At 56.4% G+C, this 13,131-nt stretch carries 8 protein-coding genes; 4 read left to right on the top strand and 4 right to left on the bottom strand.

The features are described from left to right. Window positions 1-13: 13 nt before the first annotated feature. On the bottom strand, window positions 14-1,342 hold the full coding sequence (locus tag PH562_RS01050; protein ID WP_285171016.1) for an HlyD family secretion protein: 1,329 nt from the start codon (window positions 1,340-1,342) through the stop codon (window positions 14-16). Between the two features lie 759 nt (window positions 1,343-2,101). Between PH562_RS01050 and PH562_RS01045 the strand changes: the two genes are divergently transcribed. Both PH562_RS01045 and PH562_RS01040 read left to right on the top strand, forming a co-directional pair. Further along, entirely contained in the window at window positions 2,102-3,889 is a 1,788-nt protein-coding gene (locus PH562_RS01045; protein ID WP_285171014.1) for a methyl-accepting chemotaxis protein, read from the top strand. A 164-nt stretch (window positions 3,890-4,053) separates the two neighbouring features. Beyond that, a complete protein-coding gene (locus PH562_RS01040) occupies window positions 4,054-4,824 on the top strand; it encodes an SDR family NAD(P)-dependent oxidoreductase (RefSeq protein ID WP_285171013.1) in 771 nt (256 codons plus the stop codon). Between the two features lie 215 nt (window positions 4,825-5,039). Here PH562_RS01040 and PH562_RS01035 read toward each other — a convergent pair whose 3' ends face one another. Then, a complete protein-coding gene (locus PH562_RS01035) occupies window positions 5,040-6,944 on the bottom strand; it encodes a methyl-accepting chemotaxis protein (protein WP_285171012.1) in 1,905 nt (634 codons plus the stop codon). 277 nt (window positions 6,945-7,221) lie between these two features. Then, a complete protein-coding gene (locus tag PH562_RS30705; protein ID WP_350223765.1) occupies window positions 7,222-7,299 on the bottom strand; it encodes a hypothetical protein in 78 nt (25 codons plus the stop codon). A 337-nt stretch (window positions 7,300-7,636) separates the two neighbouring features. Between PH562_RS30705 and PH562_RS01030 the strand changes: the two genes are divergently transcribed. Further along, complete coding sequence (locus tag PH562_RS01030) at window positions 7,637-9,811, top strand: CHASE2 domain-containing protein (RefSeq protein WP_483315301.1); 2,175 nt, start codon at window positions 7,637-7,639, stop codon at window positions 9,809-9,811. Between the two features lie 135 nt (window positions 9,812-9,946). Here PH562_RS01030 and PH562_RS01025 read toward each other — a convergent pair whose 3' ends face one another. Next, window positions 9,947-10,987 (bottom strand): FecR family protein, encoded by a 1,041-nt coding sequence (locus PH562_RS01025; RefSeq protein WP_285171167.1) that lies wholly within the window; start codon window positions 10,985-10,987, stop codon window positions 9,947-9,949. 689 nt (window positions 10,988-11,676) lie between these two features. On the opposite strand from PH562_RS01025, the gene PH562_RS01020 reads away from it, so the two are divergent. After that, complete coding sequence (locus tag PH562_RS01020) at window positions 11,677-13,101, top strand: hypothetical protein (protein WP_285171011.1); 1,425 nt, start codon at window positions 11,677-11,679, stop codon at window positions 13,099-13,101. Window positions 13,102-13,131 lie beyond the last annotated feature (30 nt).

Genomic DNA, 13,131 nt, shown 5'->3' with positions numbered 1-13,131 from the left:
GCGGCGGCTTACGTCAGCTTTTCACCGGCGCAGCTTTCATTCGGTCGTTGAGGAGCTCGACGGCATGCGCCTCGGCACGCCGAGGCTGGGGATAGAGGATCCTCCAGCTGACGCGCATGTCCCGAGGGCCCTTTGCAACGCGCTCCTCCAGATTGAGCACGCCGAACCGTTCGGCCGACCGCCGGACGAGACCGGTCAGTTCCGTTTTGGCGGTGGGCCATTGCGCGGCGGATGCCTGGGCTATGCCAATGAGCGAGGTCGATGCCTCGCGTATATAATGCTGCGTTTTTTGAAGCCATTCCTGCGGCATCGTCACGTCGACCCACGTGCCGACGGAGCAGAACCGGCTGTCTCGCAAATCTGCCTGGCCGGGCTCTGTCAGCCGGATGTACGCATAAAGCTCGCGACGCTCCGTCGGCGGGAAAGGAACGGCGTAATCGAGATCCACCCTGTCGGTCGTACGAGGAACCAGCCGCTCAACGACGCCGCTTGCCGCTTGCGACCAACCTTCGGCATTGACATCAACCTTCGATCCCACGGCGAGGGCTTGCGCCTGCCGCTCGGAAAAGATTGCGACGACAAATGCGTCTCGGCAGTCGAGCGTTTCAGCAAGCGTGTCGCCGGCCGTGACTTCGCGTCCGGATGCAGCCACCGGCTTGTAAAGCTGGCTCGTCGAGGGAACATGCAAATCGGCCCGCGCCAGCCTGTCGACCCGCAACGCCTCCGTCGTCACGAGCGAGCCGAGCTCGGTCTCCTTCGAGCGCATCGTCGCAATCAGCAACTTGATCTGCAGGAGGTCGGCCTTGCGCGTGCGTATTTCCTGCTGGAGATTTTGCAGCGACTGCAGGTCGGCGCCGACATAGACACCCTGGCGGGCAAAATCAAGTTCCGAGGCAAGCTTGGCAACGGCGAGCTTGGCGGCTTCCAGCTTGGTGTCCTCCAGACGAACCATATCGGCGACCTCGCCTTCGCTGCCGGCGGCAATACCCCGAGCCATGAGCCTGAGTTTACGGGCCGCCTCGGCTTTCGCGATACGGGACGAATAGGTCACCATCTCAAGAGCCGCCTCGGCGGCCTTGAGATCAGCAGTGATCCTGACGAGGAGTGCCGCCTGCTGGCCTGAAAGGTCGTTTTCAAGGTCGCCGATACGCTGGGCATAATCCCCTACGATCGAATTCTTCTGTTCCATCTCGTTGCGCAGCGCGGCAAGCTGAACCTTCAGGCCGATCAAGGTCGAATTGTCGACGCGATCGTTCTCGACCGTTATTTCGCCAGCCGCGCCGAGCGACGTCACCTTGCCGCTGATCGGCGTTGTCAGCGGCACAAGCGGTGCGTTGATCACAGCGCGAGTAGAAGTCGACGTGAAGAATGGAGGGAATGCGGATGAGGCAAATACTGTACCCATGATACCAAGTACAGCGTAAGATGCCAATCTCACCGACGCATCATTATTTCTGCCATCTTTGCTTTTTCGAAAGGGAAACATAGCCATAGATCCTTTGATGAATGCGCTATATTCTTCCTCCCGAAAGAATTCATGGATCGTGGCACGGTTTTTTGTGCGCCGCAATATAGCTAAGATTGTGCGAGCGCCTGACCCGCAGGTTGCCCAATAATTGATCAGCAATCCAAAAGGGCCATCTCCGGATTGGGATCAGCCTCTCAGGCCATCCCACTACAATAGCAGCCGTTATACCCACTACGGCAAAAATCGAAGCCCATCGCACGCAAGTGAAACATGTGGCTTATTTGTGCATCTTTGGCTTCTCGGACCTCGGCGAAACCGGCCGGATACAACTTATAAGATCAATTATTTTGCTAAATACCACCATTGTATTATCTGTAGCTTGGAAACTCACCATAAAGGGGTAGATGAAACGCAGCACCGGCACGGATTCCCGCCGCTTCTCCCCACCTTCTGGTGTCGGCGCTACTTCAAAAGGATGATCAGATCCGCGGCGCTCGAACTTCTCGCCCTCCCAGATCACTATAATATAATATTAGCAGATTCAGATTATGGTTAATAGCATTTTAAACAGTTTACAGTAAGTTTTACTACAATTTAACTTCGGATATTCCGAACAAATACAGGAATGATCGAATGGTTATCTTTGATCGTGGCTCAGATGCCATTGCTGTTCTTACCGCATTGTCAAAATCGCAGGCCATGATCGAGTTCGATCTTGCCGGCAGGATCCTCACTGCCAATGAACGCTTTTGTCTAGCACTTGGCTATGAACTGGCGGAGATCGCCGGGAAACATCATAGCATGTTCGTCGCGCCAGCTTATGCGGGCTCTCGGGAGTACAAAGCCTTCTGGTCAAAACTTGCGGCCGGCCATTTCGATCAGCAGCAGTATAAGCGCATCGGTAAGGGCGGAAGGGAGGTTTGGATCGAAGCCTCCTATAATCCGGTCTTTCGCCGCGGAAAGCCAGTCAAGGTCGTCAAGATTGCTACCGATATTACGGCAAGCAAGCTGAGGACAGCCGAGGACTCTGGCAAGATCGAGGCCCTATCGCGAGCGCAGGCTGTGATAGAATTCACTCCCACCGGCGAGATCCTGACGGCCAACGAAAACTTCCTGTCGGCGCTCGGCTATTCACTGACGGAGATTCAAGGCAAGCATCATTCAATGTTCTGCGAACCGTCCTACACGGCATCGAGCGCCTATCAAGACTTCTGGAAGAAGCTCGCTGCCGGTGATCTGGTTGCGGACGAATTCATGCGGCTCGGGAAAGCTGGCCGAAAGGTCTACATTCAGGCGTCTTACAACCCCATTTTCGATCTTAACGGCAAGGTTTTCAAAGTGGTCAAGTTCGCGACCGACGTGACCAGCCGCGTTGAAAATGTCAATCAACTGGCCGGATGTTTGACAAATCTCGCCGAGGGCGATCTCTCGCAAGAGATCGAGAAGGCTTTCATTCCTTCGCTGGAGCGGTTGCGAACCGATTTCAACAGTGCCTCCGACAAGCTGAAGCTGGCGATGGCAACGGTCGCGGAGAACGCCCATGCGATTGCCTCCGGATCGAATGAGATACGGGTTGCTGCAGATGATCTTGCCAAGCGCACCGAGCAGCAGGCAGCCTCCATCGAGGAGACCGCTGCCGCCCTTGAGGAGATCACCACGACAGTGAAGAATTCCAGCCAAAGGGCCGAAGAGGCAGGAAGACTTGTTGCGCGAGCAAGAGCCCACGCCGAGCATTCGGGCGGCGTCGTGCGCAACGCCATCGGTGCCATGGATCAGATTGAGGCCTCTTCGCGCGAGATATCCAGCATCATCGGCGTTATCGATGAGATTGCCTTTCAGACCAACCTTTTGGCATTGAATGCGGGAGTAGAAGCCGCGAGGGCCGGAGATGCCGGCAAGGGTTTTGCCGTTGTGGCACAAGAGGTTCGCGAACTCGCTCAACGATCGGCAAAGGCGGCAAAAGAGATCAAGACGTTGATCACGGCATCCGGCGCTCAGGTCGCCAATGGTGTCGCCCTGGTTACCAATGCCGGCGGGGCCCTGCAGGAAATCGCCGCCCAAGTCCAGGAGATCGACACCAACGTCGTGGCCATCGTCGAAGCCGCAAGAGAACAGTCGACCGCTCTCGGCGAGATCAATCAGGCAGTCGATACAGTCGATCAAAGCACACAGAAAAATGCCGCCATGGTAGAAGAGCAGACGGCGGCCAGTCACAGTCTCGCACGCGAGGCGGCTGCGCTGTTTCAGCTGCTCGGGCAATTCAAATATGGCGAGGCGGTGCGAACCGCCCAACCGGCCAAGCCGCTCAATCGTCCAGCCCATCCACCCGTTCAAGCCGCTGACCGACGCGTTCGGCCGCAATTCCAGACACAGGGCTCCGCTGCCTTGGCCGTTGGCAACGATAGCTGGGAAGAGTCTTGACCGACCCCAAGCGCCGCATATCGCATTAAAGGCGTTTGCCGCCGCGGTCGCCACAATATCAATTGGCGGCATACGGTGTGCCTAACCACCCCGCTCTTCACAATCCTGACCATTGTTCCACATTGGCTGTGAGCATTGTTTGCTAGCTACCAAAAGAGAGTTTCATGTCCCGCATCTTCATTTCCGGCTCGTCCACCGGCCTCGGCCTTATGGCGGCTGAACGTCTAACCGAGCAAGGCCACCAGGTCGTGCTTCATGCGCGTAATCCGGCTCGCGCCAGCGATGCACAGCGCGCCCTTCCGAAGGCGGAAGCGGTCGTGATCGGCGATCTCGAGACAATCGCCGGCGCAAAAAATGTGGCTGCCAAAGTCAACAAGCTCGGCCGGTTCGACGCGGTGATCCACAATGCTGCCGTCGGCTATCGCGAAGCTCATCGCCTCACCTCCGATGGACTGCCGCATGTCTTCGCCATAAACACGCTGTCGGCCTACATCCTGACCGCACTTGTCGAACCACCGAAACGACTGGTCTACCTGTCTTCCGGCATGCACCATCATGCGGATGCCAATCTCGATGATATTCTTTGGAGACAGCGCCGGTGGAACGGATCGGAGGCCTATGCCGAAAGCAAGCTGCACGATGCGATGCTTGCGTTCGCGATCGCGCGGCGTTGGAAGGACGCATTCTCGAATTCGTTGGAGCCCGGCTGGGTTCCGACCAAGATGGGCGGCCCTGGCGCACCCGACGACATGGCTCAGGCCCATCTGACTCAAGCCTGGTTGGCAGCCGGCGACGATCCGAGAGCAGATGTCACGGGAGAATACTTCTATCATCTGAAGCGCCGAACCGCGAATCCGCAGGCGCATGATTCAGCGCTTCAAGACCGCCTCATCGCCATTTGCGAGAAGATCTCAGGCGTCACTTTGCCAAAATGATCATCGGCGGTCGATCTTTTAGATCTTTACCAGAGATCCAGTCAGCTCGCACGCCGCGCCTCATTGCGGGAGAGACCGCCGCATCTTCATCGCCAACATTAGGGCCGCGGATGTACATGGCGTTGCGCGACATGCCTTAGCTGAGGTTTCGGTTTGCTGTCACATGACAAAGGGTACGAACAAACGCCCCTCTGCCGCCAAGCCCCATGGAGCGCTCAGAACTCCTTCCACTCGGAAGCGGCTCTGCCGCCAGCGGCGACCGCTCTGCGCGCCATTTGCGCAACCGGCTCTGCCATGGCGCGCGCCGTCTGCCGCAAGATCGCAGAACTGGCAGAGGCCGCGGCCTCGAGGCGGAATTGAGATACGAGTTCACTTAGCTTGCTGGCCTCAGCGGCAAGTGCCGCGGAGGCTGCCGTCGACTGCTCGACCATCGCCGCATTCTGCTGCGTCGTCTGATCCATCGTATTGACAGCCGCATTGACCTCGGCAAGGCCAGTCGACTGCTCCTTGGCGGATGCGGCGATGGCGTTCATGTGCTGGTTTATGCCGGAGATGCGCTCACCGATTTCCTTCAACGCGACACCCGTTTCACGCACGAGCTTCACTCCACCATCGACCTCGGCCGAAGAAGCATTGATCAGCACCTTGATCTCTTTTGCCGCCGCAGCGGAGCGCTGCGCCAATTCCCGCACTTCCTGTGCGACGACTGCAAAACCCTTGCCGGCATCTCCGGCACGCGCCGCTTCCACACCGGCATTGAGCGCCAATAGGTTGGTCTGGAAGGCAATGTCATCGATCACGCCGATGATGTTGGAAATCTGCTGGGAAGAACTCTCTATTCGCTGCATGGCTTCCTCGGCCCTGCTAACGACATCAGCCGACCGGGTAGCGCTATGATCGGCGGCGGTCGCTGCCGCCCGCGCCTCTTCCGTCCGCTTGCTCGAATTGCTTACATTGACCGTAATCTGATCGAGAGCGGCGGCGGTCTCTTCAAGCGATGCTGCCTGCTGCTCCGTTCGGCGGGAAAGATCGTTGGCTCCGGAAGAGATCTCCTGCGTGCCGCTGTCAATCGATACAATGCTCTCGGCAATCGCGCACAATGTGCTGCTCAATTGCTGCAGCGAGGTATTGAAATCATGCCGAAGAGCTTCGAAATCGGGGGCAAATGGCTCATCAAGCTGAAAGGAAAGATCGCCCGATGCCAATCTCTTCAGCCCCCTGGCAAGACCGGAAGTTGCGACCCGAAGACGCTCCGCGGCATCGGCTTCCGCCTGCTGCTGGGTAGCGATCCTGTCGGCTTCCGCCTGCTGACGGTCCCTTGCGGCATCCGCTTCGAGCTGGTTATTTGCGATCGCTGCCTTTCGGAATACTTCGACGGCTTGTGCCATCGTCCCTACTTCGTCCCTTCGGCCGATGCCCGCACAAGCGATATTGGTCTCGCCGCCCGCGAGCTTGGCCATATCCGCGCAAAGCGCCAGGATGGGTTTGCACACGGTCCTGCGGAACAATACGAAGAGCATGATGGAGAACAGCGCCGTCAGCCCGAGAAGCCCCTGCATGAAGTCGCGAATGGAATTTGCTGTGCGGGTACTCTCCGCCGAGATCGATTCCGATACCTTTTGTATCTGATCGCCCGCTTCTTCCATGGCAGCCTCCAAGGTGGAAAACTGCTTCATGAAATCGGGCAATGCCTTCAAGGCGCCGGCTGGATTCTTCTCCGCCGTCGCCACCATTTTGGTTGCGTTGTCGATATAGGCCAGCAACGGAGATTCGACGCCGGCAAGCACCTTTTGGGTTTCCGGATCCGCCGCGAGCGCCTTGTTGGCCTTAATCATCTCGCGAAACGAGGTGACATGTTCCGAAAGATCCGAGTTGACCGTTTCAAAGCGGATGCCGGATGCGGGATCGGAAGCAAGCAATGCAGCCAGCACATCCGCTCTTAAAGCATCATGCATCATATCCGCCTGCATGTGATTACGCAGAACCTGAGCCGATCCTGCTATTTTCTCGGCATTCTGCGTCAGGGTCGAGGCAGACCATATGCCTACACCAGTTGCGCCGCCCGCAATCACGAATATTGCAACGCTTGCAAGGATGATTTTCTGCTGGATCGATGCCATGAAACATATCCCAATATTTCCTCAAGAAAAGGATGTGGGATCGTCGTTAATTATCCGTCAAAATATGTCAATCTCCGGAAATTTACGCGCAAATCATCAAAATACAACTAATATGATAGTACCTATCTTGGTACATACCGCTAAGCGTTGATCTTTGACGTCGATGAGAAAATATACATTAAGACAGATCTGATAAGTAATACTATATCGTCCATGAGATCACCTGAAGAGAATCGAACTCAACTCCGGCCCAGCAGAAATTGAGGAAGAATCCGACTCAATGCCAAACGACAGCCGCCAAAGCCTTTAGGCTCTTATGTTGCTGGTCAGTGATGCCGATTGCCAATCGGCTCATCCAAGATGCCCTCTGAACTGAGAAACCCAGAGTGGCACATATGTGGCCACCGTTACAAACGTCTCGTGAGCCCGAATAGCCATGTTCGATTCCCGGGAGTGGGCTCATTCCTGGCTGAAACGCTGTATTTCACGAAGTCTTCGCTAACCTCCGGCATAGCCTCGGCTACCGCCGTGCAAAAATTCTGTTCTCTATCGCTCCGATATTTTGATCATTGCATCGTGCACGGGAACAAGGCAGCGTATTCTTCCTTGGTGCAGCAGACCGATAGATTTTTTGTATTTCTTCGAACCGTCACTTATTGCCGGGGATGGAGGGCAAAGGGGCTGAGACCATAATGGTGACGCGTGCGCAGCAAATTGGCGTCGTTATCGGTCTGACCTTCGTCACGGCATTGACGACCCTGCGGGCAAGCGATCCTCCGTTGCTAAGGCTCGCCCGCGATTTGACATTCGACCAGTATCAGCGCCTGGTGCCCCGGACGTTCGAAAACCAGCCTGTCCGGGTCGTCGACATAGACGAGGCGTCGCTGCGGGAGTTCGGTCAATGGCCCTGGCCAAGAAACCGGATTGCCGCGCTTGTCGACAGGCTTTCCGATCTGGGCGCGGCCGCCATCGCTTTCGATATCCTCTTCGCCGAGCCGGACCGCCTGTCGCCGCGCAACGTCATTCGCGATGTCATTGGCATCGATCCGTCACTGCTTGGCAAACTACCGGATAACGATGAGATTTTTTCCCAATCGCTGTCGGGAAGGCCGGTGGTCCTGGGCTTCGGCCTCTCCAACGAGGGAAACTATCTGCCGCCGGTCAAGGCAGGATTTGCCTATACCGGCGAAGATCCCTCCGGTGCGCCACCGAGGATCAAGGCCGCCACGCCACTGCAGCCGCAATTGGAAACCAATGCTGCGGGGCTCGGTCATATCAGCCTCAATCCTGGCGCATCATCGGCAGTGGTGCGCGCGGTTCCGCTTTTCCTCGGCGACGGCAAGCAGCTTTATCCCAATCTAGCGCTCGAGGCGCTTCGTGTCGCACAGGGAGGCTCCACCTACGTGCTTGACGCTGCGCCGCACACGCCCAATACCCTCACCCGGGTCAAGATCGGCAATTTCGTCGTGCCGGTAACGGCAGCGGGCGAGCTGTGGCTCTATGTCAGCCGCGACACCGCCGAGCGATATATTTCAGCGAGCAAGATACTCGCGACCGGAGGCGCCTCCACCGATATCAGAGCCGCCATCGAAGGCAGTATCGTTTTCGTCGGAACCTCCGCTTCGGGGCTCCAGGATGTCCGCACAACGGCCCTTGGTGAAAACGTGCCTGGTGTCTCCATCCACGCTCAGATCGTCGAGCAGATCCTTACAGGCCGTTTCCTGTCCCGGCCGGATTGGGCAGACGGACTGGAAATCCTGTCCATCGCCGTCTTAGGCAGCCTTCTGGTGATCGTCACCACCTTCGTCAATCCGGCCGCAGCCCTCGCCTGTGGCCTGCTGATTACCTTTTTTGCCCTTGTGGCCTCCTGGGCCGCCTTTCTTTATGGGGGACTTCTCTTCGACCCGCTGGCACCGATCGTCTCGGGATCGATCACGCACTTCGCTGCAACGGCATTCCGCTTTCTCGTGACGGATCGGGAGCGGCGCGACGTGCGGCGGGCTTTCGGCCATTACCTCTCGCCATCGCTGCTCCATCGCATCGAGCATACGCGCAATGCACTACGCCTCGGGGGAGATGAACGCGAACTGACGGTCATGTTCGTCGACGTGCGAAACTTTACCCAGATCAGCGAGGAGATGAGCCCGAGCGCCGTCGTCGCCTTTCTGAACACGCTGCTCGATGCGCTCAGCCACCATGTCATCGCCAATGACGGCACGCTCGACAAGTTCATCGGAGACTCGATCATGGCCTTCTGGAATGCCCCCGTCGATGTCTCCGATCACGCAGGCAAGGCCGTGCGTGCGGCTCTCGGCATGCGGGAAACACTCGCCCGCCTCAATGGCGACGATGCCTTCGGTTTCGGAGACGCGCGGCGGGTCGGAATAGGGATCGGCATCCACACGGGGCTGGCATGCGTCGGCAATATGGGGGCCGAGACCCGTTTCAATTTCACGGCAGTCGGCGATGCCGTCAACATTGCCGCGCGTATCGAATCCGCCTGCAAGGACGTCAATTTCGACATTCTGGTATCTGAACCGACGGCAGGTTTGCTGGCCGATTGCGCTCTGCTCGAAGCGGGAGCGCTGACGCTGAAGGGTAAGAGTATGCGAACCAAACTCTTTGCGGTGGTCGGCGATGAAAGCGTGGCAAGATCCGCCGGATTCGTCGAACTGCAGGCTACGCACAGGCAGCTTGTCAATGCTCTTCGGGTACGCTCGACAGGCAGCCGCAAACTCATCAGCACCGCCAAACTTAAGGCGCAAGCCGCGGCAACAGGACTATTGCAGGATTTTTACAGCCAGATTTCGCGACGGGGCGGACACTTCGTCGACGAGACCGCGGAGGACAAGGCAGCCGACATCTAGAGCAGTTCCAGCAAAAGTGCCGAGCGATTTTGCGTCCGGAACTGCGTAAAAACAAGAAGATAGAGCGTTTTCGCGATTCGAAGAAAAGCGGAAATCGTCTATCTGGTTTGAAGCCATCCTGCGCAACTCACGGCGCTATCGCTGGTGATGCCCACCACCGTGACCGCCATGGTTGCCGCCATCGCCTTGGCTATCCCCGTCATCTCCTTGATGATCACCCCATCCGTGATCGCCTCTGCCATGATTGTCGTGATGTTCATGGCGATCGTGATGCTCGCTTTCGTCGCCATCATGCTCGTGCGGTTTGCCTGATTTGTCGGGCGCGCTTGGCGGATTCGAGACATCCGGCGTACTGGGAGTTTCGTGTGGTGCGGCAGGCGCATCGGCGTGTGGTGATTGCTGGGGACTGGGTGTGCTCGGCGTATCGTGCGGTGCCGGTGCAGGATTATTCGCGGGAGCGCTGCGGGGAGAGATCCCGTTCGGCTGGCTCCTCGTCGCCATCGACAGACCACAACCACCGCCACCGACAAAACCCATTCGCCCTGAAAGTTGCTGATCCCCCGACAGAAACGGCAGAGCCCGCTGGTTGCCCAGCGTCTTGAGAACGTCGCGATTGACCCGGCGAGGTTCGCTGATCTGACCGTTGCGCTTCGCAACGACGCAATCACATTGCTGTTTCAGCTGCCTGCAGCCACCCGCGCCGCAGAATTGCGCGGCGCCGTTCAACAGAACGACCGCAGTCGTGCCGTTGGCTCCGACATAAAAATCAAACGCGGTTCCGCGCACGCCGATCGTTCCGGCCGGCGTCACGATCTGATAGGCTGAGTGGTTCGAATTTCCGCTCATCCAACGAAAGCTGCCCTTTGCCGCATTTATGGTCAGCTTTTTCACTGCGCCCGAGTCATCGAACACGAATTTGTCAATGGTAACGGACGATCCGGCTCCGACGGCCAATCTCGTGCCGTCGCGAAATGTGAACTGTCCGAGACCCGAAATCGAGGTGCGAATTTGCTCGTCCCGATGAACGGGATCATCGACCGCCAGCGCACCGCCAGCACCCGTAACTTCGGTTTTAATCAGCACCGCCTGGCCGACCTGCTCGGCGGCTTTCAAAGACAATGGTGCGAGCAGCATGGCGCTCAACACAACGGTCATGGCGTGACGGAGATAAAACACCGCGCCCTCCCCAAGCTTATCCATGTTTTATCACAATATATTTTTGAATACAAATTACAATTTCTGATTATAATAATGTATATTATGCTACTACTGGATTAACATTCGATGAAATACGTGTGTATTTTAGCGACGATTTTCTTTATATTTCTTCTGAAAAGGGAACTTATAAAAATAATTACAATGATATGACCTGCAGGATCTTTTCCAAAACACTCGAAAAAGAGCGGCTATTCAGGGTTGCCGAGCTCGAAGGATTTGAGGCAGGCTCATTGCCGACGCAACATGCATCACACGATTTACAGTCCGTTCGGAGTTGTTGGGAAACAACGCGAGCAACCACAACGTTGATTTCCGCTTGGCTTAGGACCCAATGATTGGATGTGCAGACGACATCATCAAGCGCATGGTCTCAAACATATTCGCTCTGACACACAGGAGGAGTTCGTCGTCAAGACGGTCTAAGATCGTCGGAACGTGACGATTGGTGAAATGGTCGAGCGCCTGGAAGAGGTTCATGCCCTCCAGACGACGTCAATCGCTTCAGACCGGGTTTATTAGCCGTCCAACACTCTGAAGAGGATCGAATGCCAACTGATCTACCGCTTAAGGGGGAATTGATCGGCTAACCTCTTGGACCCAGTATCCGGCTAGGTTGTGCCCAAAGCATCGGAGGAGCGACGATGCCAATGGATAAGTTACCCATCGACAATCTGCAAGATCGGATCGATGCGGACATTCGTGAGCGCATCAAGGAGCACCAAAAGACAATCGCACGAATTTCCGCCGGAAGACAGGCTGCTGCGCGACTATCCGCAAAGGCGATAGCACCGCCCTTCGTCATGATGTCCGTGGGAGATTCCTGGTTCGACTATCCGCTATTGAACAACGGTCCCGCCTTCCAACAAACCGACGTAATTTTCCAACTTCAAACCTATGGGACGCATCCGGTAACAGTGTTGAACCTTGCCCACTGGGGCGATGCGTCCACCGATATGATGTCAGGGCCGAAGCAAGAAAGAATGATTGCTCAACTCAGGGACGGAGCCAACTGGATCGGAGGCAAGCCGCATGGCATCTTAGTGTCGGCCGGCGGAAACGACGTCGTTGGCAGATTTGGAATGTTCCTCGAATTCAACAACGGTAAGAATTCCGGTCTGAATAATGATCGATTTGCGAAGGCCCTCGGCATTGTGAAGGAATCGTACCTGTCGCTCTTCGAACTTAGAGACAGGTACGCTCCGGGAGTCCCGATATTCGGTCACGATTACGATTTTCCGATTCCAAGCTATGTGCATCCCTTGTGTGCCGGGCCATGGCTGAAACCCGCTCTCGATCTCAATAACTGGTCGCAAATCGATGGAGAGCGTATAGCTAAGGATGCTCTACAGCGATTTCGAAAAATGCTCCTAAGCCTTGAGGCAGTCGAAGGAAACAACTATCACCTCATCAATACACAAGGGACACTTACCAGAGACGAGTGGGCAAACGAACTCCATCCGGTATACCTCGGTTTCCGCAAGGTAACCAAAATCTTCTATCAAAAACTCAAAAACTATGCGGATTCGGGATCAAAGCGGGCCGACCGGCATGTTGGGAATTTTCGGAAAGAATTCCAACCTTACGACGTCGTAATTGCGGAAGAAGCGGCATCGGTCGAGGGGGCAAGCCCCTCTAACGACAAGGTCCACATCCCAGAACTGATCGAGAATGGAAAATCTCCGCAGGGACTTACGAAAGCGTGGAAGACCGCTTCGAAAGTCCTCCCGGAATTTCCACACAACGGATGCGCCGCGCACCTAAGCGCACTCCTTCAAGAGTCCGGAATCGACATTCCGATGACCGTCGGAGCAGGCAATCTGGCGCGACTGCTCGAAAGGCGAGGCTGGCAGCGCATTGAGGTTCGCTCCCAGCAAGCCGGCGACGTCGGAGTAACTTACGATCTGGATCCAGACCCTCCCGGACCCGACCATGTTTACTTAGTCGTCGAGCGGCTGGATGAGGACGACATGCTGATAGCGGACAACCAGAGGCATTCGGATGAACCACACCACCGGTCCGCAACCGGGAAACATGGCAAGACTCCAACCGAATTCTTCTTGCGCGCGACCTGAATTAGCCATGCCATTCTTAGCGATTTCGAT

It is taken from the genome of Rhizobium centroccidentale (assembly GCF_030182565.1).
GTDB lineage: Bacteria > Pseudomonadota > Alphaproteobacteria > Rhizobiales > Rhizobiaceae > Rhizobium.
This window is presented reverse-complemented; position numbering and strand designations above follow the sequence as displayed.